Genomic DNA, 26,620 nt, shown 5'->3' with positions numbered 1-26,620 from the left:
CTATTTAGATTTTGCTGTAAATATATAAGTAACGGTGTAGGTTGTTCCTTCCTTCTCAAAAGTATATTTTTGAATGATATTTGCCCCGTTTAAATTTACAGTTTCTGTATTGCCGAAACCAGTATTTAGCGTGATTTCATTCCCACTTTTTGTCCATTTGGCATTTTGAAAGGAAAACATGTCGCATAATGGACCTGTAGAGGTGAAAGCATAAGATCCGTTTGATGAAAAACTTAATTCGTAATTGTTGTTTAAACAAGAACTAGGTCCTGAAAGCGTCATGAAATTACTGCTCGATTTTCCGTTTACGGTTAAAACAGGACTAACAGTTGCCGATTGCAAGAGCCATTTGTAACTCGTAATATCGTCAATTGCAAGAGTTTCTTTCTTTTTACAGGCAAATGCCAGGCATAGGGTTAAGATAAGTAGTAATTTTTTCATCAGTTTATATTTGGTTTTGGTTTATACCTCATAAACGAACCTATCTATTAATATGCTACAGTAGCAAAAAAATGCTTCAAGCTGTTAGCATTGAGGCATTAAATATATTAATTGAAATGTTAGCCGTAAATATCGTTTAACATTTTAGCTAAACGCACACCGCCTTTTAATAACTGTTCGTTAAGGGTATCAATCCAATCAAAATTATAGCGATAGCTTAATTTAGCTTCTGGTTTAGTGTTTTCATAAATTTTGTTACAGATACCGAACGATTCGTAAATGCAATCTCTAAGACTTGTATTTTGCCAGTTATATAGCTGAATTGCCGAAGGGTGGTTAATTGCCTTCGCATATTCTGTATAACTTAACTGTTGATACTCGATAAGCTGTTCATCCCAAACCCTGTGGATATTTGATTTTTCATTGAACCATAATACTGAAATGCGGTTGCCGCCCAAATCATCTTTACGGGCAACATGCATAGGCTGACATAAATCGCCTGCCAGGTGAACCAACATGCGCAAGGCTAGTTTTTTTTCGGCTGCAGTACTGCTTGTTTTCTTTAAAATGGCAATTAAATCGGGAATTTTATTGTAAAGATTTGGCGCTTTTTCAGTCTCCAAAAAATGATATACACCATTCTTATCTAATCCAGCCGGAAGATTAACAAAATGCCAGTTATACATATAGTTATAGGTAGAATCGGATTTAATAAAATCACCCCAATTGGCCGACATGGCCAAAGTTTCGTAACCTAAAATACTTTGAATAGCCTTGCGTGTTTTAGCCTTTAAATAACTATCGGCAATTTCGCCAACTACACGATGACCGATGGTACCCCATGCATCTGCCTGAATAGGTAAATACGCTAAAAAGCCAACAGCTAAGGCAGTGGCTAATTTCTTTTTAATTGATGTTAAAATCATTTTATAATTCTTTTGGTACGCAGGTAATTTTTTCTTTAAGTGTTAGTTTAATTTCGCGCTGATCGCTTAAACTTTCTAACCATAATGTGTCTGCAGATTTCTTTTTGATGAGGAAGTTTTTGTCGTACCGGCCAATACGGTAACATCCCGATATTTTTTGTTTATAGTTTGCATGTGTAAAGGTGGCGCCAACAAATAGGGTATCACCTTTAACCGCATAAACGCCTTTTGCATATTCTTTCCAAATACCATTGTTATAACAAGAGTCTTCGTAAAAATTTACTTTGCTACGGGTAACCATATCAATATAAACAGAATCGCAGGTAAATTTGAAATGGTGTTGTGTGTAGTTGCTCAATTTATTACTAAAAGCGACGGAATCTTCATTCCAAATCCCTTGCATAAAATCTTCGCCTTTGCCCTGAATATTAGGCCGCAGACTACAAGCTACATGTAAAATGGATAATGTAAAAAGGAAAATGTAACAAAGCCTTAATCCTAACTGCGGTTTACTCATGGTTATAATCGATGCTTTTAGGAAACTGATCGTAGGTTACGGTATTCTTTTTAACGGTATTGATAATCAGGATTAAAAAGCCAGCGGCGAAACAAAGGCTGGCTATAAAGCTAATGATGCCAATTACAGTGTGATATTGCGAAATTTCAGTGTATGCTAAATAACGGTCATTTATTAAAAAAGGCATCAATACACTATAAAATAATGTTGTCAGTAAACCAATTCCTGAACCAATAGTCATTAAAATTGCCTCAACAGCCGATTTTTTTGCTAAAAAATAACAGCAGGTACCAAATATGATAACCGGTGAAATGATCGATACCAGGTTGATCAGTGTAGAAAGCATTGAATTCATTTTACCTGTTTTTAATTAACCGTGTTGATTTAGACCTGTAATTTTTAAAAGTGACGTCATTCCCGCGCAGGCGGGAATCTTAATACAATGCGCTTTAAGATTCCCAATTGAATTGGGAATGACGGTTCTCCTAAGTTATTTCAAACTTCCAACCATGTCTTCCGGGCGAACCCATTCATCAAACTGTTCATTGGTTAATAAACCCAACTCTACAGCAGCAGCTTTTAAAGTTTTATTTTCTTTATGTGCTTTCTTCGCAATTTTTGCGGCGTTTTCGTAACCCACGTGCGGATTTAAAGCCGTAACCAGCATCAAAGAATTTTGCAAATGTTTCTCAATTTCTGGCAAATTAGCTGTAATTCCTTCAGCACATTTATCAGTGAAAGAAACGCAGGCATCGCCAATTAAGCGGGCCGACTGTAATACATTAGCTGCAATAAGCGGTTTAAATACGTTAAGTTCAAAATGGCCGGACATGCCGCCCACTGAAACTGCAACATCGTTACCAATTACCTGTGCACAAACCATTGTTAAAGCCTCAGGTTGCGTAGGGTTAACTTTACCTGGCATAATAGAAGATCCGGGTTCGTTATCAGGAATTACAATTTCGCCAATACCACAACGCGGACCGGAACTTAACATCCTTACATCGTTAGCCACTTTCATTAAGGCAACCGCTGTACGTTTTAAAGCGCCAGAAAGCTCGACCATTGCATCGTGCGCTGCTAAAGCCTCAAATTTATTTGGAGCGGTAACAAAGGGTAAACCGGTTAAATCGGCAATTTTTTTAGCCACTAAAACATCGTATCCTTTTGGTGTATTTAAGCCTGTGCCAACAGCGGTACCACCTAATGCCAGTTCGGCAACCATAACCAAAGCATTTTTAATAGCCCTGATGCTGTTATCAATCTGTTGTACATAACCAGAAAATTCCTGACCTAAAGTAAGTGGTGTAGCATCCATAAAGTGTGTACGGCCGGTTTTAACAATCGTACTAAATTCTTCCACTTTTTTGGCTAGGGTATTTCTTAATTTTTCTAAACCTGGAATGGTATTTTCTACCGTAAGTTTATAGGCTGCAATGTGCATTGCAGTTGGATAAGTATCGTTTGATGACTGCGATTTATTTACATCATCATTAGGGTGAAGTACTTTTTTATCATCAGCTAATGAACCACCGTTAATTACATGAGCACGGTTTGCAATCACCTCGTTACCATTCATGTTGCTTTGTGTACCCGAACCTGTTTGCCAGATTACCAATGGAAATTGATCATCTAACTGTCCTGCAATAATTTCATTACAAGCTTTAGCAATTAAATCGGCTTTTTCTGCTGATAATACACCAAGTTCCGTATTGGCAAGCGCAGCTGCTTTTTTAAGGTATCCAAAAGCGTGGATAATTTCTTTTGGCATCGAACCTTCGGGCCCAATTTTGAAGTTATTGCGTGAGCGTTCGGTTTGCGCACCCCAGTATTTGTCGGCCGGTACCTGCACCTCGCCCATGGTATCGTGTTCTATTCTGAAACTCATTATATTTTTGATTTTTCTTGTCGCAAATTTAGGTTTTTTGCCTTTTAAAGCGTTGGATTTATGTAAGATATTTAATGGATAACAAAATATATTGCCGAAATGTCTTTATTCCTTTTTATTCTTCATCATTAATGTACAAATTTTATCCTGGCTAGCCGCTTCTACCAATGAAATCATATTCATACCTTTACCGCAAATATGCAGGGATTAGTTATTAAATCTACAGGGAGCTGGTATAGTGTTTTGGCCGATAATGGCGAACGCTATGATTGCCGGATTGTAGGGAAATTCAGGATTAAAGGACTTAAAACCACCAACCCGATTGCGGTTGGCGACAGGGTGAAATTTGATCTGGAACGGGATAGCAACCAAGGTTTGATACACGAAATGCTGCCACGTAAAAACTACATCATCCGCAAATCGATCAACCTAAGTAAGCAGGCACAGATATTGGCTGCAAATTTGGATATGGCCATGTTGGTGGTTACGCTAGCTTCACCTCGTACATCTCTAGGTTTTATCGATCGTTTTCTGGTTACGGCCGAGGCTTACGATGTACCTGCGGTTTTGGTGTTTAATAAACTCGATCTGTTTAGTAAAGAGGGATTGGAAATTCTTCAGGAGTTTAAAGATATATACGAGAATATCGGCTATGCCTGCTACGAAGTTTCGGCTTTAAAAGGCATTAATATTCCGGTTATCCAGGAACTGATTACCGATAAAATCACCTTGATATCTGGTCACTCGGGCGTTGGGAAATCGAGTTTGATTAACGCATTGTTGCCCGATCGTGATTTAAGAACGGGGGAGGTTTCGGACTGGAGCGATAAAGGACAGCATACCACTACTTTTGCCGAGATGTTCGAACTGCCACAGGGCGGTTTCATTGTAGATTCTCCCGGAATTAGAGAACTGGGTGTGATCGATATTGAGAAAGAAGAACTGGGGCACTTTTTTAGAGAAATATTTAAAACCTCGCACGATTGCCGCTTTAACAACTGCAGACATGTTAACGAACCAGGTTGTGCTGTTTTAGCTGCAGTAAACAATGGTGAAATTGCAGTTTCGAGATATGAAAGTTACCTGAGTATTTACCACGGAAACGATACAAGGCACTAGCCCCCCAACCCCTGAAGGGGAGTTGAACGGCGAGGTGAAAAGGTGAATAAATTTATAATTATTACTAAATAATATGGAGTCCCCTTTAGGGGATTTAGGGGCTATGAAATTCAAACTGGGAGATTTTGTGCGTTTTGTTGATGAAAAACGTGAAGGTTATGTAACGAAGATTATCGATAGCCAAACTTTAGGTGTTACCGATGAAGATGGTTTCGAAATACCTGTTGCGGTGAGTAATTTAACTTCTGTGCATGGTCATGGTGTGGTAGCCGAAGAGTTGGATGTACCAAAACCCATCCAGGTAAATATCCCCAGCATTAACAAAATCGAAAACGGCATTTATGTTGCCGTTGCTACCGATGATAAAGCAGGTAATGTAGTGCATTTCCACCTGCAAAACCATTCACCAAATATTTTATTGATAAGCCTAACTACCGAGCGTAAAGAGAAATACGCAGGCACTTTTCATGGCGTAATCGAATCTTATGCCTCAACATTAGTTTATTCTGCTTCCCTGGCCGATCTTGACCTTTGGCCAGAATTTAACTTTCAGGTTTTGGTGTTCAGCAAAGCCGATGTTAAACCTATCGATCCATTGTTGATCCGTAAGAAATTTAGGGCAAAGGATTTTAGCACCGAACAAAAGGAATTGCCTCAGTTGAAAAACAAAGGATGGTTGATCCGTTTGGATGATCTTGCCCCGGTAACTATCGATCCGCAGAAATTAAAGGAAAGTTTTTTCAGATCATCGGAAGAGAAAAAAACGGTTGAAGCTCCACAAAAAGAAATCGATTTGCACATCGAGAAACTAAGAGATGACCATCATTTTTTAGAAGCTGATGAAATGTTACAGATTCAGATTAATCATTTTCAAACGGCCATGGATGCCGCAGTTGTACATCATTTCGATAAAATCGTTTTTATCCACGGTTCAGGCAACGGTACCTTAAGAGATAAAATCCATAAACTGATCAGTAAAAATCCGCATGTAAAAACATACATGGATGCGAGGAAAGAAAAATTTGGTTATGGGGCTACTGAGGTAGTTTTTAAGTAGGGGTTTTTGTTGTGGTGTAAGATGTTACCATCTTACACTGAGGCAAATCTTTCTCACTCCATTCGTCATTCTGAACTTGTTTCAGAATCAATTCAGTAAATTAAAGATTCTTCACTGCATTCAGAATGACAAAAGAACGTCATCCTGAGCCTATCGAAGGGTAGCCTGTTAATTTATCTTATTTAATCATTTGGGCGTTCCCCTCTCCAGATGAAAAATCTGGAGAGGGTCGGGCTTTGCAGGGCTCCGCTTCGCTGCGGTACCGATGAAGAATCGGTACTGGACCCTTACAATCCCTAACGCAAAAACCCAGAGCCAATGTTTGTGGTGTAAGGTGTTTTGTGGTGTAAGATGTTACCATCTTACACTGAATTTACTTTTCATGTTTGGTAACTCACAAACACTGCGAATATATAGCCATGGAAGCACAGAAAATACGGAAAGTATAGGCTAAGTCAGATGGTAACATCTGACTTCACATGAGATCTTTCTCACTCCATCCGTCATTCTGAACTTGTTTCAGAATCTAGTAAATTAAAGATTCTTCACTGCGTTCAGAATGACAGAAGACTCAGCGGTAATCTCTTAATCTGCGTGAAAAACCTGAGGCCCTTTAGGGGTTTGGGGTCAACTCCAAAACCACTATAATCGCATTATTGCTCAATGCTTCCAATTCTACCTGTTCCATATCCCAGAGCGCTAAACCATCTCTTGGATGCATCAAGCGGCCTTCAATTTCGAAAGCCCCATCAATAATAAAAGCATAGAACTGATGGTTTAGACTTTGCATTTTATAAATCACCTCTTCTCTGCCTGCGAAGATCCCCATGCTTAATTTAAATGGCAGTTTCGGGTTTGAGATAATTTCTAGCAGCTGATTCTGGTCTTTTTCAAAATTGAAACCGAAAAGCATTTCGCTTGCCCGCATTAAAAACATCTCTGTTTTAATCCCAAACTGCATGTAATTAATCACATCGTTTTGATAGGGGTTGCTGATTTCTAACACTTCGCCCTTACCCATATTCAACACCTGTACTTGCCCGGTTTCTAAAGCAAATCCTTTTCCGTTGGCAACAATGTCTATTCCGCCGGTAATGGGTATAAATATCTGGAGCGAATCTTCTTTGCATAGAAAAAACGTAACCTTTCCACCAACTATCGATTCGTCGTTACATAAAAACAAGTTGCCAAAAGCTTCTCTGTATTCGCTGTAATATTTTTCGAAATTAAAGGTGCTGTATCTTCTTAGTGCCGAAGTTTCTGTTACCCCCCGCTGATCGGCTAAAAATATTTTCCCAGGTGTGAGTTCGATCGTTAATCAGTATTTTTTATCGCGTGAATACTTACAAATGGTTGTATCTGAAAAAGGTTAGTGAAAACTTCCTCTTCGTTGGTTTCTTTAAATTGCGAAACCAAAAGCAGGTTATCAATCGTGTTGTGCCAAATCAATGGTTTTGAGAAGAAATTGATGGCTATTTTATGTTTTTTTAAGTCGTTGCTATCAGAGTTAATGATTTCGAACTTAAAATTTTCAAAAGTCAGAAAACGTCTACCCAAATTATCCAGTACATCAGGAATAATTCCATTTAACTGGCGTAAATAACCAGTAATAGCTGCACTGACCAAAAAATGCAACTTCTCTGCCTCCGGAACATTTAATATCATTTCGGAAAAAGTAGTAAACCGCTGTTCTTGATTATAAAACTGAGCCTGCATTTTGAATTCAGCAAAACTGTCTTCATGTACAAACTTATCCCATGCACTGGTATTGGTTGCATCAATTATTTTTCGATAGCATAGTGTAATTACTTTCCTCGACATGGTATAAAATTAAAAAAGACGCTAAGAAATCCTAACGTCTTTATGAAAATAAAACAATTATAAGGATAATACTATGCTTTTACGTTCAGTTTAAATGTAAGTTCGAAACCTGTTGTCAATGTTCCCGTTACGGTTGCAATTTCTACACCCGTTTTATCATCACTAAAAACATTATCGGCATTATTGTAGGTATAGCCCGTCATACCCTTGCTATAGCCGTTTACCAGGGCCAATGATGTTCCTGCACCTTCAGGGAAAGCAATCTGTGTTACATTTAATGAAGTTCCGGCTGCATTATAAACATGCACATGGATATGTGTTGCACGGCCACTGTACCATCCTGGAAAGATTGTGGTAAAAGTTACCAGTCCGTTTGCATCGCTTGTTTGACGACCACGTAAAAAGTGCACCGATTGATAATTTGTGCTCTGCATGCCACTTCCTCCATATTCAGAATAATTTCCTTCTGCATCACAATGCCAGATATCTACTATAGCTCCTGCCAAAGCATTACAGCTGTTATTTAAGTTGCCAATGGTAATTTTTGCCGTCATTTTATAACCCGTACGGCCATCGGTAATATCACTGCGGACATATGATGTTGGTACTTTTGTAGGGAAAGGTCCTTCGGTTTCAGTTGGTGCTATGGTACAGGTTCCGTTAGTGCTGGTCGTTGTTCCCGCGGTACCAGATCCCGACGTGTCTGAGCCATCGGTAATGCTGCTTTTTTTACAGGCCTCGATAATTACTGGAGTCGAGATGGCCCCGATCATTAAGCTCCTGATGAAATTTTTTCTTTCCATAACCTTGTTTTTAAGTTCATTTTTGTTAGTAGAACCAAGGTGTGGATAAAGCGCTATCATAGCAAAAATGTATCGATTAACCCTCGCTTTGTATCGGTTAAATAAATAAGATGTTAAATGATGTTAAGGGTAAGATTTACAGTTGCTTATTCGATTTTTTCCAGTCATCGATAAAAGAAGAATATGTATCGCTAATTGGAATAATTTCACCGCTTATCAGCTCTGCTTTCCTATTTAAAATAGATACCACCTTATGTACAGGCACTACAAAACTCCTGTGTATCCTCTTAAATTGATCTTCTGGAAGTTTCTCCAGCATCTTTTTTAATGGCATTAATGTTAAAATCATTTTATCGTTCTGGATATGAATTTTTACATAATCCTCCAAACTTTCAATGTAGAGAATATCTTTTAAATCAATTTTAATAAGTTTATATTCAGCGTGTACGAAAATACTTTCTCCGGCGGGCTCAGTAATTTTTTGATGCTGATAATTATAAAATTGAAGCGCTTTGTTAACTGCCTTTTTAAAACGCGTATACTCGATAGGTTTCAATAAATAATCAATAGCATTTAATTCAAAACCTTCAAAGGCAAAATTTTTGTATGCAGTTGTAAATATTACCATTGGCTTAATGGTTAAAGATGCAAAAAGTTCAATTCCAGTAATATCTGGCATATTGATGTCTAAAAATAATAAATCTATCGGAACACGATTTAAATATTCGGATGCTGCTATTGCATCTTCAAAAACATTTGCCAACCGTAAACTGTCGGTCGCGTCAATATAGTTTTTAATTAAGGCAAGAGCCAATGGCTCATCATCTACAGCAATGCACTTTAGGGGTTTGTTCATTTGTTTAATTAATCATCAACATCCAGTCCCGTTATTTATCCGAAATCAAAGAAGAATGGCCAGATTTACAGTAAAAAGCCCGTCATTATCTTTGATATTCAGAATGTGTTTATCGCCGTAAATATAACGTAATCGCTGTTTGGTGTTTTCTATTCCAATCCCCGTACGTTCTGTATTCTTTTTATCCCGGTAAATGGTGTTCTGACAATAAAAATTAATGGAGCTATTCTGTACATTTATTTTAATAGTTAAACTGTTGCTTTTGTGGTTGCTTATTCCATATTTAAAAACGTTTTCTACAAAGGCCATTAAAATAAGGGGGGCAATTTTCTTGTTTTCAAAATTGCCAGTAAGTTCATAATTCAAGTCGGTTTTTTTGGTTAACCGTAATTTTTGTAGGGCAATAAAGTTGGTAATACAATCTACCTCGCTCTGTAGGCTAACAAAATCACAACCAGCCTCATCTGTAATATACCTCATTATATTAGACAGCTTCATAATAGAAGGGGCTGTATTTTCATCCTTAATAATGGCAAGTGTATATATATTATTTAGGGTATTGAATAAAAAATGAGGGTTTACCTGTGCCTTTAAAAAGGAAAGTTCTGCATGTGCTTTTTCTGCTTCTGCCTGTAAAAATCGCTGAGTAGTTAAACGCAATTGTTTGTTCGTTTCCTGGGTAAAGCCGATAATTACGATAATGAGGAACAAGAAAATGCTTATAATGTCAATATTCGGACCACCAAAACGATTAAACATTGGTTTATGCGGTCTGTTCTCAAAATTATTATTCCACGGTGGTGGAGGCATTTCTTTGTGATTTGGTTCTCCATGATTTTTGAAAACCAGCTTGTCGAATGGCCTTATAAAAATTAATGCAATTAAAATTAAAAGCAGAGCCAAAAAGTAGAAGGTATACTTTTTGTGTAAATAAAATTTTTGGAATAAAAATTTGATATGGAAAACGTATATAAAAATGAAAATCAAGCAAAAAGTAAAGTAATTGAATATGAAGCTGGGCTTTTGAATATTTTCGAAATTCTGATTAGAAAGCAACAACAAAGGCAGCCCTAATAACAAAATCCCGAATAGAAATTGAATAATGATTTGAATACTTAGACTTTTTAGCATTAGGTGTAAAACAATAAAAATAAAAAAATTAAACAGAAAATGTATCGGTAAAAGACATATATGTATAGACGGTTTGTTTTTTTAGCCCAATTTTTGAAAGCGTTTTATTAAGAATCAAACAAAATGAAGCGAATTAAGATCTGACTATGCTTTTTGTAAAGCTGAAATTTCTATTTACAAAAGATTAAAACTAGCTTTGCCGCTATTAATGAAACACCTGGTTACCATATCGCTTGTATTTTTTAGCTTAACACATTTGGCAAAAGCCGAACGCGTTGAAGGGCTAAGGATATTAAACGAATATTGCAATGAGCATAATATCAGCGTTAATGCAAGCGGCAAAGCCTCAGTCCAACTGAACGAAGACCGTAACCCTTATTTATTATCATACACCACGTTAGCTTTAATCGGAACCCAAGCCCAGTTAAAAGTTGCAAAATATGTAAGTGTAAATCAGGTAATTACTGATTTAACAATCAGGAAAAAACCGAAGAATAACAGCCCCTAATTTTTTCTGAAAGATCTTTTTAGAAGATTTATGCCCCATTTATACCAGCAACTGCCAAACTGACTTAAGGAAGACAATGGCTTGGTTGTTGTAACACACCATTTTTTAATAATAAATACGATTTAAAATATTATAATGTTAGGATTTTTAGCGAAGATTTTCGGAAGTAAATCAGAAAGAGATATAAAGGCTATCCAGCCATTGGTTGTTAAAATTAATGAACAATACAGTAAACTGTCGGCACTTAGCAACGACGAGTTACGTGGTAAAACCACAGAATTTAAAGACAAGATCTCAGCCTTTTTAACAGAGATTGATGGGAAAATTTCAGCACTAAAAGCTGAAGCAGAGAGCGAGGATTTAGATCTTCACCAAAAAACAGCTATTTATGATCAGGTTGATGCCTTAGGTAAAGAGCGTGATGCAGAATTAGAAAAAGTACTTTTGGAAATCCTTCCTGAAGCTTTTGCTGTAATTAAAGAAACTTCACGTCGTTTAAGCGAAAACGATTATTTAGAGGTTACCGCAACCCAGTTTGACAGAGATTACGCTGCAAGAAAAAACAATGTTAAAATTGTTGGCGATAAGGCGCAATGGGCCAATAAATGGGATGCTGCAGGAACTGAAGTAGCCTGGAACATGGTACATTACGATGTGCAATTAATTGGGGGTGTTGTATTGCACAGCGGTAAAATTGCCGAGATGGCTACCGGTGAGGGTAAGACCCTGGTGAGTACATTGCCGGCTTATTTAAATGCATTGGCCGGTCAAGGCGTACATATCGTTACGGTGAATGATTACCTGGCCCGTCGTGATAGTGAATGGAATGGCCCTCTATTCGAATTCCATGGTTTAAGTGTAGATTGTATTGATAAACACGAGCCGAACTCTGAAGAAAGAAGAAAAGCTTACGCTGCAGATATTACTTACGGAACCAATAATGAATTCGGGTTTGATTATCTGCGTGACAATATGTCGCAGACACCGGATCAATTGGTACAACGCAAGTTGCATTTTGCAATGGTGGATGAGGTCGATTCAGTTTTGATTGATGATGCCCGTACCCCTTTGATTATTTCTGGTCCGATTCCACGTGGCGACGAGCATGAGTTTTATGAATTAAAACCACGTATCGAACGTTTAGTTAATGCACAGAAAGCTTATGTAGCACAGGCATTAAACGAAGCGAAGAAATTAATCAACGCAGGTAACAGCGGAACAGAAGAAGGTGAAGGTGGCTTAGCCTTACTGCGTGCATACCGTGGTTTGCCAAAAAACAAAGCTTTAATTAAATTTTTAAGTGAAAGCGGTGTTCGTGGTTTGTTGTTGAAAACCGAAAACCATTATATGGCAGATCAATCTAAGAATATGCCAAAGGTAGATTCTGAATTGTATTTCTATATCGATGAAAAAAATAACCAGGTTGAATTAACTGAAAAAGGTATCGAACTCATTACCCAATCGGGAGAAGATCCGAATTTCTTCGTATTGCCTGATGTTGGTACTGAAGTAGCAGACTTAGAGAAATCTGATCTGCCTTTAGAAGAAAAGGTTGTTCAAAAAGATGCCTTAATGCGCGATTATTCTGTTAAAGCAGAGCGGATCCACTCGGTTAACCAACTGTTAAAAGCTTATACTTTATTCGAGATTGATGTGGAGTACATCATCGATGAAGGAAAGATTAAAATTGTTGATGAGCAAACTGGCCGTATTATGGATGGCCGTCGTTACTCTGATGGTTTACACCAGGCAATTGAGGCTAAAGAGAATGTAAAAGTTGAGGATGCTACACAAACTTATGCAACCGTAACCTTACAAAATTATTTCCGTATGTACCACAAACTTTGCGGTATGACGGGTACAGCAACAACAGAAGCTGGCGAGTTTTGGTCGATCTATAAATTAGATGTGGTAGAAATTCCAACCAATAGAAATATTTCCAGAAAAGATGAGCAGGATTACGTTTACCGTACCGTTCGTGAGAAATACAACGCTGTTGCTTCAGAAATTCAGTTCCTTGTATTTCCATATTCTCATTACGAAACAGAATATGAACTGGATAAAGAAGGAAATCCGAAACAAAAAAGATGGAAAACCGGTAATCAAATACGATCCAACAGGTAGAGCTGTGCCTAAGCTTGATGCTAAAGGGGCCTTAATCCCTGCAGTTAACCCTGAAACAGGGCAATTAGAGCCAAAAGCTGGTCGCCCGGTACTAGTAGGTACAACATCAGTAGAGATTTCTGAGTTGTTAAGCCGTATGCTTAAACTCCGCGGAATTAAACACAATGTATTAAATGCGAAAATGCACCAGAAAGAGGCCGATATTGTTGCCGAGGCTGGTCAGGCCGGAACTGTAACTATTGCAACCAACATGGCTGGTCGTGGTACCGATATTAAATTGGGTGCAGGTGTTAAAGAAGCCGGCGGTTTAGCCATCGTGGGTACCGAGCGTCACGAGTCGCGTCGCGTAGATAGACAGTTACGTGGTCGTGCTGGTCGTCAGGGTGACCCGGGTTCATCTCAATTCTTCGTTTCGTTAGAAGATAACTTAATGCGTTTATTTGGTTCTGAGCGTATTTCTGGCATCATGGTGCGTATGGGTATCGAAGATGGTGAAGTGATTCAACACTCGATGATTACCAAATCTATCGAACGTGCACAGAAGAAAGTAGAAGAGAACAACTTTGGTATCCGTAAACGTTTGTTAGAGTACGATGATGTAATGAACTCGCAACGTACTGTAATTTATGCTAAACGTAAAAATGCTTTATTTGGCGAGCGTTTAGATGTAGATATGAACAATATGGTCTTCGATGTTGCTGAAGATATCGTAAGCGAATATAAACAAGAAGGAAATTACGATGGTTTCAAACTGGAAGTAATCAAAAACTTCTCTTTGGATACGGCCATTACCGAAAAAGACTTTACTTCAACCAATATCCCTCAGCTAACTGAAAGGTTATTTGAAGAAGCAGAAGCATTTTATGCACGTAAATCTGAAGCGATTATCCAGCAATCATTACCAGTTTTAACGCAGGTTTACCAAGAACGTGGAGAGCACATCGAACAGATCGTGGTTCCGTTTACCGATGGTATCCGTGGTATTCAGGTAGCGGTTGATTTAAAGAAGGCAATCGATAACAAAGGGAAAGAAGTAGTTCGTTCATTCGAAAAAACTATTGTTTTAGCCTTAATTGATGATAGCTGGAAAGAGCATTTACGCGAAATGGACGATTTGAAACAATCGGTACAAAATGCAGTTTACGAACAAAAAGATCCATTGGTAATTTATAAAATGGAAGCCTTCAACTTGTTTAAAAATATGCTTAATGCAGTTAATAAAGAAGTAGTAAGTTTCTTGTATAAAGGTGGTATCCCGGTTCAGCAGGAGCCAGATCAGGTTAGAGAAGCACCAGCCCCGGTAAAACAACCGAAGTTGCAAACTACTAAACAAGAATTTGGTAGAGAAGAACCAGGTATTGAATTTGGCGATACACGTGAGCCCGTTCCACAGCAGCCAATCCGTAAGGAAGCAACCGTTGGCAGAAACGAACCTTGCCCATGCGGTAGTGGTAAAAAATTCAAAAATTGCCACGGCGCTAATTTATAATCAAGATATATAATGCTTTACCAAGCCTCAACATTTGTTGGGGCTTTTTTTATAACTAAATTTTTAATTCTTAAAGAAACACCTATATTTAATGACGGTCAGTTGAAATTGGTAGGCAATTTCTTAATGATCAATAAACTTAAAAATGGAGTCCGGAAACCATAAAAAACGGGGCGTAACTGAAAAGCCATAAGAGTAAGAACACACACAACACATACACACAAATGAAAAGAATTTTTAACATTGCCGCTGTTTCAGCGACACTGCTGCTATCGAGCTGCGCCACTATTTTTACGGGAACCACCCAAACCGTTCAAATTAACTCAAACCCACCTGCCGCTGCTATCGAAGTAGATGGTGTTAAAACAGGTGTTACACCAATGGCCGTAACGCTAAAGAAAGGGTTTACCGGACAAACCATCAGTTTAAAACTTGATGGTTATGAAACCAAAACATTTCAGCCCCAAACCACATTTAATGCCGTATCTGTAGTAAATTTCTTGTTTATTCCAGGATTTATTGTTGATGCTGCTACAGGAGCAATGATGAAATATGATCCAAAAGTTTACGAATTTACATTGGAACCTAAAAAAGCTAATTAATAGATATTCTTGAATAAAATAATTTATAGCCGGATTTCGAGAGGAATCCGGCTTTTTGCATTGACGTCTTTGCGTCTTGACATCAAGATATATTTTTAGTATTTTTGAATATGAGAACTATAACATTAGATATTTTAAACGATAAAGCATTGAATCTTTTGAAAGATTTGGAGCTGCTCAAAGTTATTCGTCTCAGAAAAGAATCTGATACTCCAAACATATCAAATACAGATTTAATCTCGAAATATAAGGGAGCGATGCAAAAACAGCCAATTTCGGATGTAGATGATCAATTAAATAGTATCCGTAACGAGTGGGAGTAAATTATCTTTGGGATACGAATACAGTTATTTATTTCCTTCAGAGGCAATTTACGCCAAGCGCTGAAAAATTTATTGATAATATTATATCAACTTCTCAACCCGCCATTTCAGCAGTCACAGAAATTGAGCTTCTTTGTTGGAAATCAGCTAGCGATAATGATTTATTAACACTTAGAAACTTTATTAAAGATTCTTATGTGTATGAACTTGATCAAGATATAAAAGATCAAACTGCAGAAATACGAAAACATTACAATCTCAAATTGCCGGATGCGATAATTGCAGCAACAGCGATCGTAAATAAACTTACCCTTATAACAAGAAATACTAAAGACTTTGATAAGGTACCTGGTATAAAGGTTTCTAATCCTTACGAACAGTAAGATTTCAACCCAAATAAGAACTATTTGCTTAACCCATAAAGAATGCCGATTTTTGCAACGATTTCGGCATTCTTGTTGTTAAGAAGAAATGAGATGATAGGTTATTCATCTGTTCACTAAATGCCGGGGTTTTTATACATGAAAACAATATTAACTTTTATATGCTGTTTGTTCCTTTTTATCACTGCTTTCGCGCAAAAAGGAGAGGTAATCGTTATAAAAGACCCTTTAATTGATAGTTTAATTGCCAAACGGTTACAAGTTTATAAAACTTCTGGCGAGGTAAAACCTGGTAAACCGATTGTTTCGGCCTATGGTTACCGGGTGCAGATCTTTTATGGCTCCGACCGGCGCGAAGTTTTTAACGAACAGGCCAGGTTTAAGGGGCTTTATCCTAAATTAAATACTTACCTCGTTTATAAAGAACCCAACTATTATGTTCGGGTTGGCGATTTTAGAACACGGCTGGAAGCGCAGCGCCTCATCAATGAGCTTAGACCAAATTTCCCCACACTGTTTATTTTTAGGGAAAAAATTAATGCACCAAGTTTAGATACCACAACAACCAATGATCAAAAATAAAATCCAAGAACTGGCCGCTAACATTTTTAATGATGTAGTAGGCTATCGTCAACATATCCATGCCCATCCTGAATTATCTTTCAAAGAATTCGAAACTTCATTGTTCATCAAGGATAAATTAAAAAAATGGGGAATTGAATATACCGACTGTGCCAATACGGGCGTGGTAGGTTTAATTAAAGGCAATCAGCCATCTGATAAAGTTATTGCCTTACGTGCCGATATGGATGCTTTACCTATCCACGAAACCAATGACAAGCCTTATCGTTCTAAAAACCATGGCGTAATGCATGCCTGCGGACATGATGTGCATACTTCTTCTCTGTTAGGAACAGCTCATATCCTAAATCAAATGAAAGATGAATTCGGTGGAACGATTAAGTTAATCTTTCAACCCGCAGAGGAGTTATTGCCAGGCGGAGCGAGCATCATGATTAAAGAAGGTGTATTGGAGAATCCAAAACCTGACTACATCGTTGGTCAGCATGTAATGCCAATGATTGATGCAGGTAAGGTAGGATTCCGCTCAGGGATTTACATGGCCTCAACCGATGAGCTGTATGTTACTGTAACTGGAAAAGGCGGTCATGGTGCACAACCTCATCAAAATATCGATCCTGTTTTAATCGCATCACACATCATCGTTGCCTTACAACAAATTGTTAGCCGTAACGCCGATCCTAGATTGCCATCCGTTTTATCTTTTGGTAAAGTAATTGCCAATGGTGCAACTAACATTATCCCGAATGAGGTTAAAATCGAAGGAACATTTAGAACCCTGGATGAAAACTGGAGAGATGAAGCGCACAAACGTATGAAAAAGATGGCCGAAGGAATGGCCGAAAGCATGGGGGGAAGCTGCGATTTTGATATTCATAGAGGTTATCCGTTTTTAATCAACGAAGAAAAATTAACCGCAAATGCAAGAGCTTTTGCCGAAGAATTTTTGGGTAAAGACAATGTGGTTGATTTAGATATCTGGATGGCTGCCGAAGATTTTTCTTTCTACTCGCAGGTAACAGATGCATGTTTTTATCGTTTAGGTACTGGGAACGCAGCAAAAGACACACAATATTCTGTTCATACACCAAGATTTGATATTGATGAAGATGCTTTGAAAATATCAACAGGATTAATGGCTTATATTGCTTTAAAACAACTAGGAAATTAGAGTGGTTATGTAAATATTTAAGATGGATAATGGCATTAATTCTCATTCCATTTTCCTTCTTACATTAATCTTCTTCCATTTTACCTTTTAAATATTCCATTTTTCATGAAAAAAGTATTTTTTCTTCTATTGTTAACGTCACTCTTTTATAAAGGTTTTGCGCAGGAAATCAACCGCTTTAATCCTGATACAATTAAAACCATTACGCTCGATTCGGCAGTAAATATCAAAGCCGAAAAGTTGAATGTAGAAACATTTATCAGAAAGGTGATGTACGACACTTCCTTTTATCAGTCGTTTAGGGATATGAAACGTTATACTTTTATTGCCGAAAACAGGATTTACAGTTATGACAAAAAGAACAAGGTTGATGGAAAAATTTACCGTAAAATTCGTCATAATAACAGTGGGCCCTTATAAAATGGAGTATCTGGTAAAACAGGATACCGGGAAAATTTACAAGAAAAACGGAAAATACCAGCTTTATACCGTAGAAATGTTCGATTACATTTTTATGAATGCCTACAATACTGATTTTGTACCCAATGCTCCTAAACCGGATGGAAAAGGTGGAACAAATGAAAGTTATAAAGACAAACTCAAAACACTAATCTTCAATCCTGGCCGTCCGGTAAAAGTGCCTTTTATTGGAAGTAAAACCGAAATATTTTCGGCCAATATGCGCCAGTATTACGATTATGGTTTCACCAGCGGTACTTATTTAGATTCAATTCCGGTGTATCGCTTTAAGGTTTCGGTTAAACCTGATTTAAGCAGCTGGACAAAAGATGGCATCATGATCAAAGAATTGGTGACCATTTTCGATAAGCGTAATTTTAATATTCTTGGCCGTTACGTTGATATGAAATACAGCAACATGCTGTTCGATTTTGATGTGCAGATGAATATCGAAATGGGCTATTTCGGAGAAGATAAATTACCAACCAAAATCACTTATCAGGGTAACTGGGATTATCCTTTCAAAAAAGAAGAACGGGCAAGTTTTTTAATCGTACACAAAGATTATAAACTTGAAAAGGGTAAATAAGGATTTGACTATCGCCTAAAAGATTTATTATCTTTAAACGATTATTTAAACCGATCAATATGCAACTCTTTTCTTCATTGAAATTTAAAATATCATTTGCTTTATCTCTGTTTTTGGCCCTTCACGTGCATGCACAGGTGCTCACTTCAAAACAGATCGATAGTGTGGTAGAAAAAACGCTTACTACCTTTAACGTTCCCGGAATTGCAGTTTCTGTAATCAAAGACGGTAAAATAATCCATTTAAAAGGTTATGGGGTAAGTTCAATCAAAACCAATAAAAAGGTTGATGAAAATACGCTTTTTGGTGTGGCATCGAATACAAAAGCATTTACCGCTGCCGCTTTGGGTATGCTGGTTGATGAAAAGAAAATTACCTGGGATACTAAAGTTACCGATGTAATTCCGGAGTTTAAAATGTACGATGCCTATGTAACCAGCGAATTTACCATCCGGGATCTGCTTACGCACCGCAGTGGTTTAGGTTTGGGTGCAGGTGATTTAATGATCTGGCCAGATTCATCAACAGTTGATAAAAAGCAATTGATCCACAACCTCCGTTATTTAAAGCCAGTTTCTTCTTTCCGTACCAAATATGATTACGATAACCTGATGTACATTGTTGCAGGCGATGTAGTAGCAAGAGTGTCAGGTATTACCTATGAAGATTTTATAGAAAGCAGAATTATTAAACCATTAGGTATGACCAAAACGGCAGCTTCCTGGTACCGCTTAAAAGACAAATCGAATGTAATTGATGGTCATGCACCTTACCAGGGCAAACTGCTTCCAGTAGGTTTAAGCTTCGGAGAGATTGCAAATGCTGCGGGTGGGATTTATTCGAATGTTACCGATATGAGCAAATGGGTAATGGCCATGATTAATGGGGGGAAATACGGTGAGGCATTGGACAAGAAATTATTCAGTCCTGCTGTTGCAAGAGAACTTTGGACACCACAGACCATTATCGCGGGAGGTAATCCAGCCGCTTTCAGCAGTTATGGTCTGGGTTGGTTTTTGAGTAATGTGAATGGTAATTTCCAAGCGACGCATACGGGCGGTCTGTCAGGTATTGTAACACAGGTAACAATTTTCCCGGAGATGAAATTGGGAATCATTGTATTAACCAACCAGCAGTCGGGTGCCGCATTTAATGCAATTACAAATTCAATTAAAGATGGTTACCTGGGTATTAAAGGACAAGACAGGATTAAAACCTATAACAATAACAGACTTAAAAACGAAAAACAGGCCGATGAAATGGTAAGCAAGGTTTGGAACGATATTGCAACTCAACAAAAACTGTCGGCTACTAAACCAGATGCTAAAAACTACTATGGAACTTTCCACGATTTGTGGTTTGGCGACGTAAGCATTAGTGAAGTAAATGGCAAGATGCATTTTCAGGCTAAGAATGCGCCAAAATTGAAAGGCGACATGACTTACTACAAGGGAAATACCTTTATTGTAAAATGGTATGATAGAAGTTTAGATGCCGATGCATTTGTTAATTTTAGTTTAGATAACAATGCAGTAGCCGATGGTTTTAAAATTGAAGCGATTTCGCCGCTAACCGATTTTAGTTTCGATTTCCAGGACCTGGATTTTAAAAAGGCCGATAAAAAATAACCTAACCAATTATACACAAAATGAAAACACTATTGAAAACGAGTATTTTACTAAGCTTTTGCTTAATTGCATTCACATCAATGACATTTAAACCAAAACGGATTATCTTCTTTGGCGATTCGATTACCCAGCAGGGCCTTTCTAAAAATGGATATGTAACCCTGATCAAAAAATCGCTCGATTCTACTAAATATGATGTAATCGGGGCCGGAATAGGTGGCAACAAAGTTTACGATTTATACCTGCGCTTAGAAGATGATGTATTAAATAAGAAGCCTGATTTAGTGGTGATTTACGTGGGAATTAATGACGTTTGGCATAAACAATCATCTCATACGGGAACCGATTACGACAAATATTTAAAGTTTTACCAGGCCCTGATTAATAAAATTCAGGGTGTAGGTAGCAAAGTGGTATTGGTTACTCCATCGGTTGTTGGTGAGAAAAAAGATGGCACCAATGAGTTAGATGCCGATTTGAATAAATATGCTGAAGGGATTAGAACATTAGCCGCAAAAAATAATCTTCCTGTATGCGATTTAAGAAAGGTTTTTACGGAATACGAAGCGAAAAATAATCCGGAGGATAAAGAAAAAGGCATTTTAACCGTTGATAGAGTGCATTTAAATGAAACGGGTAATAAATTGGTTGCCGACCAGTTGTTGCCTTTGGTGAAGTAATAGGCTTTAGAACCGCAAAGTGCGCAAAGTATTTTCGCAAAGAACACAAAGAAATTTTTCTCTGTGTTCTTTGTGTTTTTTCTCTGTTATCTTTGTGGTTAATTAAGAAGAGGAAAGAGCTGTGCGTATATGATAAACCGCGAAACAATAGATAAGATAATGGATACCGCCCGTATCGAGGAGGTAGTTGGGGATTTTGTGCACTTAAAAAAACGCGGAACCAGTTTAATTGGTAATTGCCCTTTTCACGGCGAAAAAACACCTTCCTTTCACGTATCCGTAACCAAAGGCATTTATAAATGTTTTGGTTGTGGCAAAGGAGGCGATTCGGTGCGTTTCATTATGGATCATGAAAAATATTCATATCCTGAAGCACTTAAATTTTTAGCCAATAAATACAATATAGAAGTTGAGGAAGCCGAACTAAGTCCTCAGGATGCCGAAGCACAAAGCGCGAAGGAAAGTCTTTACATTGTTTCACAATATGCCGCTGCATTTTTTGTAAAACAGCTTTGGGAAACCGACGAAGGCAAGGGTATTGGCTTGAGTTATTTTAAAGAGCGTGGCTTTAGGGAAGACATCCTGAAGAAATTCGAGGTGGGATATTCGCCTGATGTTTGGGATGCGATGACCCAAAGTGCGATTAATGCAGGCCATAAATTAGAATTTTTAGAAGCCACCGGATTATCGATCAAAAACGATAACGGCAAAATTTATGATCGCTTTCGCGGTCGGGTCATGTTTCCGATCCACAATTTTACAGGTAGGATTATCGGTTTTGGAGGTAGGACTTTAAAGACAGATAAAAATGTTCCTAAGTATGTAAACTCACCAGAAAGCGAAATTTACCACAAGTCGAATGTGCTTTATGGCTTGTTTCATGCCAAAAAAGCCATTCGCGATTTGGATAACTGTTACCTTGCGGAAGGTTATGCCGATGTGCTTTCTGTACATCAGGCCGGAATAGAAAACGTAGTGGCCTCTTCGGGTACTTCGTTAACAGTAGAGCAGATCAAACTGATCGGGCGTTTTACCCAGAACATTACCATTTTATTTGATGGCGATGCTGCGGGGATTAAAGCCTCCCTCCGTGGTTTGGATATGATTTTGGAAGAAGGACTGAACGTGAAGATTGTTTCATTCCCTGATGGCCACGATCCTGATTCTTATATGCACCATGTTGGTGCGGGTGCATTTAAAACCTATCTCGAACAAAACAGAAAAGACTTTATTTTATATAAGGCAAATGTATTGCTTAAAGATGCGGGCAATGATCCGATTAAAAGAGCAGGCATTATCCGCGATATTGTGGAGAGTATTGCCAAAATCCCTGACCCAATTAAAGCTTCTGTTTTTATTCGTGAGTGTAGCAGTTTACTCGAAATAGATGAGCATATCTTACTGAGCGAATTAAATAAAATGCGCTCGGCCAAGCTTAAGAAAAGTTTTGATAGCAATCAACGCGCAAATCCTTCTTCAAGTCCAAAATCTTATTCTTCAGGTGCACCTGAACCACTTGGTCCACCAGATGATTTGTGGGATGATAGCGCAGGCCCGATGGGCCATGAAACACCTGTAGAAGAAAATGAGCATCAGGAAAAGGAAATTGTACGTTTATTACTGGCTTTTGGGCACGAGTTTGTGAACTGGGATAAAATTGATGATATGTACATTGGCTCTTTCATTATGCAGAACCTGAGCGATGTAGAATTTGATGACCCACTTTGTAAAAGAATTATCGATTATTATAAATCAGAAATCGATAACGGCCGCTTACCCACATCGAATCACTTTGTAAAACATGAGGATAGAGATATTGCCGATTTGGCCATTACACTTTCAACCTCAGAATATGCGTTAAGTGAGAACTGGTTAAATAAACATCTTATTTATGTTAAGGATGAAACGATGAATTTAAAAGCGACTATTTTAGGTGGCATTTTTCACCTTAAAAAACGTAAAGTCGAAAAGATATTGATGAATCTGTTGAAGGAGATAAAAGAAGAAAAGAATGAGGATAACCAAATGATCTTAATGCAGCGTTATGGTGTAATTAAAGGTGTGGAAAGGGAAATCTCTAAGTTCTTGGGTTCTGTTATTGTTAAATAATTAGAGAATGATTGATTGAGTGAATGAGAGAATGATGAAAAGCGACTGAATGAGAGAATGATTAAAGGATAGAATAGGGATGCTCGGAACATTCAACATTTATCATTTTATAATACATTTGAAATAAACATTCACTCATTCGATAACTCACTCATTTAATAATTATTAGGTATGGCGCTCCATAACGATTTAGGTAAAGAAGGCGAAAGTATTGCCAAACGGTATCTGGAAGATAAAGGATACGAAATTTTAGATGAAAACTGGACCTATGGTAAAGCCGAAGTGGATTTAATTGTTTATAAAAATGGCATTATGGTTTTTGTAGAGGTTAAATCTCGTAGCTCTATTGCTTTTGGCGAACCTGAAGAATTTGTGCATAAAGCCAAGCAAATTCAGATGGAATTGGCCGCTAATGCCTATATTGAAATAATGAACCATCAAAATGATATCCGTTTTGATATTATTGCTATTACATTTACAAAAAATAAAAATTATAATTTAAATCATATTGAAGATGCATTTTGGCCTGAAGATTAACCTTACTAAAAATTTAATATTTATCGGAATTGCACTTGCATTCGTAAGTTCTTGTAAAGACAGTTCTACCACAACTTACCGTAGCTTTCTTTCACCAATGACAGGTCTAAATGTTCCATCGGGAAACGAATTTGATGTGAAAGTGCAGTTCGGACCTGAACAAAAAGTAGACTCTGTAGTTTATTTAATCGATACGGTTAAGATCATCTCAAAAACTGATACTTCAGCTATCAAACTTAAAACAGCGGGTTTAAAATTGGGTAATCACTTATTAACAGCAAAAATATTTGGCTCAGGGAAATCAGAAGATTTAACCTCGAATATTAATGTGTTGGCAGCCCAGGCGCCAACGGAATATACCTACAAAGTGATCAAAACCTTGCCTCACGATACCTCCTCTTACGTAGAGGGTTTAGAATATCATGATGGCTTTTTCTATGAAAGTGCTGGGGATTACGGTCATTCCAGCTTACGTAAAGTAGAACCGTCTACAGGCAAAATCCTTCAGAAAGCAGATTTAGATAAGCAGTATTTTGGCGAAGGTATAACCGTGATCGGCAATAAGATTATTCAGTTAACTTACCGCGAAAAAGTTGGTTTTGTGTATGATAAAGCCACTTTCAAGAAATTATCTGAGTTTTCTTATACCACAGGTAGAGAAGGCTGGGGCCTGGCTTTTGATGGAGAGAAAGTATTGAATACCGATGGTTCGAATACCATCTTTTTCCTGAATAAAGATACCTATCAAAAAGTGGGTTCAATTGATGTTTTTGATAATAAAGGCCCAATTCAAAATTTAAATGAACTGGAAATCATTGACGGTAAAATTTATGCAAATGTTTACACCACCAATGATATTTTAATTATTAACCCAGAAACGGGTGCCGTAGAAAGCAAGATCGATTTATCAGGCTTATTGCCAGCCGATTACTTTAAAACCGAAGATGAAAAAGCCAATAATGTATTAAATGGCATCGCTTATGATAAAGCAACTAAAAGACTTTTTGTAGCAGGTAAAAAATGGCCATATATTTTTCAGATTGAACTGATTAAGAAATAAGTGTAAATCGTCATCTCGACTGAAGCGAAGCGAAATGGAGAGATCTGTAAAGATAGATTTCTCGGCTGCGTTGCACTCCGCTCGAAATGACGATCATAGAGTGAAATTTTATCTATTTCTAATCCTTTTTCTTCGGTTCATCTAAATAACCGTTAAAAATGATCGGTTGTTTATTTACACTGCTCGCCGTTAAAGATGCATAACCATTGGTTGAGATGTTGATGGTAAACCTATAATTTTCTCTTTTCACATCCTTGGTATTAATCTGGATGGTGTACGATCCTTTTTTATTCTTCGATTCTGTATAGGTAAAATCTTTTGAGGTAAATTTAATACCACCCTGTGTAGGATCCATCGGAGCAGAAAAAGATCTTCCAAAATAAGGCAAATAAGCCACAATACTGTCTTTGGTAACCCTCACATCGTATTGCGAACCCGTCAGGTTTATAGAAGAACCACCCTGACTACCAGGCATCATCGCTAATACTCTGTTAATGTCATTGTTCGACATCGGCATGGCGGTATTGGCAACAAAAGTATAATTTTTATCTGCTACAATTTTCAAAGTAGTTTCTTTATTGGTTTGAGAAAAAGATTGAAGTCCAAGCGAAAGAAGTGCAAGGCTCAATATTAAATTTAAACGTTTCATAATGTGTGTTTTAAATGTGTAACAATTTAAAGATGCACAGACTTGAAAGATTCCATAATAGTGCCAAAAAATGCAACGTAACGTAAATTTAACGATTTAGTTTTTATATAAAGGGTTTACCTTTTCCGAATAACTCGATTTATATAAAGGATTGCTTTTCTCAGTTTCAGAAGCCCCCATTGCAGTGAATTTATACATACCCCCACAGGAAGATTATTGAATTCTATTTCGCCATTTTCGTTTGTAATTAACGTAATTAAACTTCCACCAGGATTCTTACCACCTTTAACAATTATTCCCCCGATTGGTGATCCTGCTACCCGCGATTTGGGATTAGTGGAAGGTACTGAAATGATAAATTTATAATTCCCTGTGCCGGTATTATTAAATTCTATTTCTCCGTTTTGGTTGGTCACTAGTGTAATGGTGTTGCCTCCAGGGTTTTTGCCACCTTTAACCACAATACCGCCTATAGGTTGCCCGGCCACAAAACTTACCTCGCCAGTGGTTACATCTAGCGTACCTTTAATAGATTTCATAATGCAAGGGAAATGCGATTCCGGATAATTTAATTTACAGTAATCACAGTAGTGCCCTTCCGGTGCCTGAACCCTTAATTGTTGTGTATTTGCTTCTTTAGTTTCTGTTGATGTTTGTGATGCAGTTCTTTTAACCTGAGCCAGAACATTAAGTGAAATCGATAGCAGAAATACCGCTATAGCAGCCCCTTTTTTCATAAAATTTGATTAGAACGATAAAATTAATCAAAAAATATGGCTCTTGCTAGTTTTTGAGAGACTCGTGGAATAATGGCTTGTATGATTGATTATTTCTTTTTAGATGCTTTCGCAAAAGGATTGAAGGTCAAAGCAAGGTTAACCCAGAAATCCAGTTCATCATTCCGGCCTAAAACATCTTCTGAAACTGAAATGTAACCTTTCATTGGTCTGCCTCCCATCACCATCTGCTGCCAGCCATCTTTATCAGATAAATTTTCTAAAGTATTAGGGTCGAGCCTCACCATCATGCTGTTCTTAGAAACACCAATACACATTTTTCCATTCACCATAAAAACAAGCCCACTAAACATCTCTTTTTCTTCAACATCCTGTATATGCATTAAACGTTCGGCAACACGGAGCGCTAAGGTTTCGTTGTATTTCATGAG

General features: G+C 37.6%; 28 protein-coding genes and 1 pseudogene. 16 read left to right on the top strand and 13 right to left on the bottom strand.

Annotated features, from left to right (window positions below):
* The 5 genes from QF042_RS25175 to fumC form a co-directional block, all read right to left on the bottom strand.
* The gene (locus tag QF042_RS25175; RefSeq protein ID WP_307532900.1) at window positions 1-441 is read right to left on the bottom strand and encodes a hypothetical protein; all 441 of its coding nucleotides are present in this window, start codon (window positions 439-441) and stop codon (window positions 1-3) included.
* Between the two features lie 119 nt (window positions 442-560).
* The gene (locus tag QF042_RS25170) at window positions 561-1,367 is read right to left on the bottom strand and encodes a S1/P1 nuclease (protein WP_307532899.1); all 807 of its coding nucleotides are present in this window, start codon (window positions 1,365-1,367) and stop codon (window positions 561-563) included.
* A gap of 1 nt (window position 1,368) precedes the next feature.
* A complete protein-coding gene (locus tag QF042_RS25165) occupies window positions 1,369-1,884 on the bottom strand; it encodes a fumarate hydratase (RefSeq protein ID WP_307532898.1) in 516 nt (171 codons plus the stop codon).
* Window positions 1,877-2,239: a hypothetical protein gene (locus tag QF042_RS25160; RefSeq protein ID WP_307532897.1), complete on the bottom strand. Its 363-nt coding sequence runs from the start codon at window positions 2,237-2,239 to the stop codon at window positions 1,877-1,879. The genes QF042_RS25165 and QF042_RS25160 overlap by 8 nt, the downstream gene beginning before the upstream one ends.
* Window positions 2,240-2,374: 135 nt before the next feature.
* On the bottom strand, window positions 2,375-3,772 hold the full coding sequence (fumC, locus tag QF042_RS25155; RefSeq protein WP_307532896.1) for a class II fumarate hydratase: 1,398 nt from the start codon (window positions 3,770-3,772) through the stop codon (window positions 2,375-2,377).
* A gap of 198 nt (window positions 3,773-3,970) precedes the next feature.
* On the opposite strand from fumC, the gene rsgA reads away from it, so the two are divergent.
* The gene (gene rsgA, locus QF042_RS25150; protein WP_307532895.1) at window positions 3,971-4,891 is read left to right on the top strand and encodes a ribosome small subunit-dependent GTPase A; all 921 of its coding nucleotides are present in this window, start codon (window positions 3,971-3,973) and stop codon (window positions 4,889-4,891) included.
* 103 nt (window positions 4,892-4,994) lie between these two features.
* Window positions 4,995-5,948 (top strand): Smr/MutS family protein, encoded by a 954-nt coding sequence (locus QF042_RS25145; RefSeq protein WP_307532894.1) that lies wholly within the window; start codon window positions 4,995-4,997, stop codon window positions 5,946-5,948.
* A gap of 613 nt (window positions 5,949-6,561) precedes the next feature.
* Here QF042_RS25145 and QF042_RS25140 read toward each other — a convergent pair.
* The 5 genes from QF042_RS25140 to QF042_RS25120 all read right to left on the bottom strand — a co-directional run bounded on the left by QF042_RS25140 (window position 6,562) and on the right by QF042_RS25120 (window position 10,238).
* A complete protein-coding gene (locus tag QF042_RS25140) occupies window positions 6,562-7,131 on the bottom strand; it encodes a hypothetical protein (protein WP_307532893.1) in 570 nt (189 codons plus the stop codon).
* A 131-nt stretch (window positions 7,132-7,262) separates the two neighbouring features.
* The gene (locus QF042_RS25135) at window positions 7,263-7,769 is read right to left on the bottom strand and encodes a hypothetical protein (protein ID WP_307532892.1); all 507 of its coding nucleotides are present in this window, start codon (window positions 7,767-7,769) and stop codon (window positions 7,263-7,265) included.
* Window positions 7,770-7,840: 71 nt separating this feature from the next.
* A complete protein-coding gene (locus QF042_RS25130) occupies window positions 7,841-8,572 on the bottom strand; it encodes an intradiol ring-cleavage dioxygenase (RefSeq protein ID WP_307532891.1) in 732 nt (243 codons plus the stop codon).
* Window positions 8,573-8,708: 136 nt separating this feature from the next.
* On the bottom strand, window positions 8,709-9,428 hold the full coding sequence (locus QF042_RS25125; RefSeq protein WP_307532890.1) for a LytTR family DNA-binding domain-containing protein: 720 nt from the start codon (window positions 9,426-9,428) through the stop codon (window positions 8,709-8,711).
* Between the two features lie 45 nt (window positions 9,429-9,473).
* A complete protein-coding gene (locus QF042_RS25120; RefSeq protein ID WP_307532889.1) occupies window positions 9,474-10,238 on the bottom strand; it encodes a sensor histidine kinase in 765 nt (254 codons plus the stop codon).
* 529 nt (window positions 10,239-10,767) lie between these two features.
* Between QF042_RS25120 and QF042_RS25115 the strand changes: the two genes are divergently transcribed.
* From QF042_RS25115 to QF042_RS25050, 14 genes and pseudogenes are all read left to right on the top strand, one after another.
* On the top strand, window positions 10,768-11,067 hold the full coding sequence (locus tag QF042_RS25115) for a hypothetical protein (RefSeq protein WP_307532888.1): 300 nt from the start codon (window positions 10,768-10,770) through the stop codon (window positions 11,065-11,067).
* Window positions 11,068-11,202: 135 nt separating this feature from the next.
* A pseudogene (locus QF042_RS25110) lies at window positions 11,203-14,680 on the top strand (preprotein translocase subunit SecA).
* A 224-nt stretch (window positions 14,681-14,904) separates the two neighbouring features.
* Entirely contained in the window at window positions 14,905-15,282 is a 378-nt protein-coding gene (locus tag QF042_RS25105; RefSeq protein ID WP_307532887.1) for a PEGA domain-containing protein, read from the top strand.
* A gap of 110 nt (window positions 15,283-15,392) precedes the next feature.
* On the top strand, window positions 15,393-15,605 hold the full coding sequence (locus tag QF042_RS25100) for a hypothetical protein (protein ID WP_307532886.1): 213 nt from the start codon (window positions 15,393-15,395) through the stop codon (window positions 15,603-15,605).
* The gene (locus QF042_RS25095; RefSeq protein ID WP_307532885.1) at window positions 15,596-15,988 is read left to right on the top strand and encodes a type II toxin-antitoxin system VapC family toxin; all 393 of its coding nucleotides are present in this window, start codon (window positions 15,596-15,598) and stop codon (window positions 15,986-15,988) included. Before QF042_RS25100 ends, QF042_RS25095 begins: the two co-directional genes overlap by 10 nt.
* 138 nt (window positions 15,989-16,126) lie before the next feature.
* On the top strand, window positions 16,127-16,570 hold the full coding sequence (locus QF042_RS25090) for an SPOR domain-containing protein (RefSeq protein WP_307532884.1): 444 nt from the start codon (window positions 16,127-16,129) through the stop codon (window positions 16,568-16,570).
* Window positions 16,557-17,741: a M20 family metallopeptidase gene (locus tag QF042_RS25085; RefSeq protein ID WP_307532883.1), complete on the top strand. Its 1,185-nt coding sequence runs from the start codon at window positions 16,557-16,559 to the stop codon at window positions 17,739-17,741. Before QF042_RS25090 ends, QF042_RS25085 begins: the two co-directional genes overlap by 14 nt.
* A 105-nt stretch (window positions 17,742-17,846) precedes the next feature.
* Window positions 17,847-18,161: a hypothetical protein gene (locus QF042_RS25080; protein WP_307532882.1), complete on the top strand. Its 315-nt coding sequence runs from the start codon at window positions 17,847-17,849 to the stop codon at window positions 18,159-18,161.
* Window positions 18,112-18,789 (top strand): hypothetical protein, encoded by a 678-nt coding sequence (locus QF042_RS25075; RefSeq protein ID WP_307532881.1) that lies wholly within the window; start codon window positions 18,112-18,114, stop codon window positions 18,787-18,789. Before QF042_RS25080 ends, QF042_RS25075 begins: the two co-directional genes overlap by 50 nt.
* A gap of 59 nt (window positions 18,790-18,848) precedes the next feature.
* Window positions 18,849-20,417: a serine hydrolase gene (locus QF042_RS25070; RefSeq protein ID WP_307532880.1), complete on the top strand. Its 1,569-nt coding sequence runs from the start codon at window positions 18,849-18,851 to the stop codon at window positions 20,415-20,417.
* A gap of 80 nt (window positions 20,418-20,497) precedes the next feature.
* Window positions 20,498-21,097, top strand: a complete 600-nt coding sequence (locus tag QF042_RS25065; RefSeq protein WP_307532879.1) for an SGNH/GDSL hydrolase family protein — start codon at window positions 20,498-20,500, stop codon at window positions 21,095-21,097.
* Between the two features lie 129 nt (window positions 21,098-21,226).
* A complete protein-coding gene (dnaG, locus tag QF042_RS25060) occupies window positions 21,227-23,206 on the top strand; it encodes a DNA primase (RefSeq protein WP_307532878.1) in 1,980 nt (659 codons plus the stop codon).
* A gap of 171 nt (window positions 23,207-23,377) precedes the next feature.
* Window positions 23,378-23,743: a YraN family protein gene (locus QF042_RS25055; protein WP_307532877.1), complete on the top strand. Its 366-nt coding sequence runs from the start codon at window positions 23,378-23,380 to the stop codon at window positions 23,741-23,743.
* On the top strand, window positions 23,721-24,803 hold the full coding sequence (locus tag QF042_RS25050; protein WP_307532876.1) for a glutaminyl-peptide cyclotransferase: 1,083 nt from the start codon (window positions 23,721-23,723) through the stop codon (window positions 24,801-24,803). Before QF042_RS25055 ends, QF042_RS25050 begins: the two co-directional genes overlap by 23 nt.
* 118 nt (window positions 24,804-24,921) lie before the next feature.
* On the opposite strand, the gene QF042_RS25045 is transcribed toward QF042_RS25050, so the two are convergent.
* From QF042_RS25045 to QF042_RS25035, 3 genes are all read right to left on the bottom strand, one after another.
* The gene (locus QF042_RS25045; protein WP_307532875.1) at window positions 24,922-25,452 is read right to left on the bottom strand and encodes a DUF4251 domain-containing protein; all 531 of its coding nucleotides are present in this window, start codon (window positions 25,450-25,452) and stop codon (window positions 24,922-24,924) included.
* A 116-nt stretch (window positions 25,453-25,568) separates the two neighbouring features.
* Window positions 25,569-26,189, bottom strand: coding sequence for a hypothetical protein (locus QF042_RS25040; RefSeq protein ID WP_307532874.1), 621 nt, complete (start codon window positions 26,187-26,189; stop codon window positions 25,569-25,571).
* Window positions 26,190-26,278: 89 nt separating this feature from the next.
* Window positions 26,279-26,617 (bottom strand): TfoX/Sxy family protein, encoded by a 339-nt coding sequence (locus QF042_RS25035; protein WP_307532873.1) that lies wholly within the window; start codon window positions 26,615-26,617, stop codon window positions 26,279-26,281.
* Between the last annotated feature and the right edge of the window lie 3 nt (window positions 26,618-26,620).

Source organism: Pedobacter sp. W3I1 (genome assembly GCF_030816015.1).
GTDB lineage: Bacteria > Bacteroidota > Bacteroidia > Sphingobacteriales > Sphingobacteriaceae > Pedobacter.
Note: the sequence above shows the minus strand (reverse complement) of the source record. Positions and strands in the feature narration are given on the sequence as shown.

Bases quoted from the DNA above. Each gene is read 5' to 3' on its own strand.
- QF042_RS25100 (WP_307532886.1), top strand. From the start codon at position 15,393: ATGAGAACTATAACATTAGATATTTTAAACGATAAAGCATTGAATCTT.
- fumC (WP_307532896.1), bottom strand. From the start codon at position 3,772: ATGAGTTTCAGAATAGAACACGATACCATGGGCGAGGTGCAGGTACCG.
- QF042_RS25065 (WP_307532879.1), top strand. From the start codon at position 20,498: ATGACATTTAAACCAAAACGGATTATCTTCTTTGGCGATTCGATTACC.
- QF042_RS25165 (WP_307532898.1), bottom strand. From the start codon at position 1,884: ATGAGTAAACCGCAGTTAGGATTAAGGCTTTGTTACATTTTCCTTTTT.
- QF042_RS25145 (WP_307532894.1), top strand. From the start codon at position 4,995: ATGAAATTCAAACTGGGAGATTTTGTGCGTTTTGTTGATGAAAAACGT.
- QF042_RS25070 (WP_307532880.1), top strand. From the start codon at position 18,849: ATGCAACTCTTTTCTTCATTGAAATTTAAAATATCATTTGCTTTATCT.
- QF042_RS25035 (WP_307532873.1), bottom strand. From the start codon at position 26,617: ATGAAATACAACGAAACCTTAGCGCTCCGTGTTGCCGAACGTTTAATG.
- QF042_RS25050 (WP_307532876.1), top strand. From the start codon at position 23,721: ATGCATTTTGGCCTGAAGATTAACCTTACTAAAAATTTAATATTTATC.
- QF042_RS25170 (WP_307532899.1), bottom strand. From the start codon at position 1,367: ATGATTTTAACATCAATTAAAAAGAAATTAGCCACTGCCTTAGCTGTT.
- QF042_RS25085 (WP_307532883.1), top strand. From the start codon at position 16,557: ATGATCAAAAATAAAATCCAAGAACTGGCCGCTAACATTTTTAATGAT.
- rsgA (WP_307532895.1), top strand. From the start codon at position 3,971: ATGCAGGGATTAGTTATTAAATCTACAGGGAGCTGGTATAGTGTTTTG.
- QF042_RS25045 (WP_307532875.1), bottom strand. From the start codon at position 25,452: ATGAAACGTTTAAATTTAATATTGAGCCTTGCACTTCTTTCGCTTGGA.
- QF042_RS25075 (WP_307532881.1), top strand. From the start codon at position 18,112: ATGGAAAAATTTACCGTAAAATTCGTCATAATAACAGTGGGCCCTTAT.
- QF042_RS25125 (WP_307532890.1), bottom strand. From the start codon at position 9,428: ATGAACAAACCCCTAAAGTGCATTGCTGTAGATGATGAGCCATTGGCT.
- QF042_RS25175 (WP_307532900.1), bottom strand. From the start codon at position 441: ATGAAAAAATTACTACTTATCTTAACCCTATGCCTGGCATTTGCCTGT.
- QF042_RS25090 (WP_307532884.1), top strand. From the start codon at position 16,127: ATGAAAACAATATTAACTTTTATATGCTGTTTGTTCCTTTTTATCACT.
- QF042_RS25135 (WP_307532892.1), bottom strand. From the start codon at position 7,769: ATGTCGAGGAAAGTAATTACACTATGCTATCGAAAAATAATTGATGCA.
- QF042_RS25160 (WP_307532897.1), bottom strand. From the start codon at position 2,239: ATGAATTCAATGCTTTCTACACTGATCAACCTGGTATCGATCATTTCA.
- QF042_RS25130 (WP_307532891.1), bottom strand. From the start codon at position 8,572: ATGGAAAGAAAAAATTTCATCAGGAGCTTAATGATCGGGGCCATCTCG.
- QF042_RS25040 (WP_307532874.1), bottom strand. From the start codon at position 26,189: ATGAAAAAAGGGGCTGCTATAGCGGTATTTCTGCTATCGATTTCACTT.
- QF042_RS25115 (WP_307532888.1), top strand. From the start codon at position 10,768: ATGAAACACCTGGTTACCATATCGCTTGTATTTTTTAGCTTAACACAT.
- QF042_RS25080 (WP_307532882.1), top strand. From the start codon at position 17,847: ATGAAAAAAGTATTTTTTCTTCTATTGTTAACGTCACTCTTTTATAAA.
- QF042_RS25120 (WP_307532889.1), bottom strand. From the start codon at position 10,238: ATGCCTCCACCACCGTGGAATAATAATTTTGAGAACAGACCGCATAAA.
- dnaG (WP_307532878.1), top strand. From the start codon at position 21,227: ATGATAAACCGCGAAACAATAGATAAGATAATGGATACCGCCCGTATC.
- QF042_RS25055 (WP_307532877.1), top strand. From the start codon at position 23,378: ATGGCGCTCCATAACGATTTAGGTAAAGAAGGCGAAAGTATTGCCAAA.
- QF042_RS25105 (WP_307532887.1), top strand. From the start codon at position 14,905: ATGAAAAGAATTTTTAACATTGCCGCTGTTTCAGCGACACTGCTGCTA.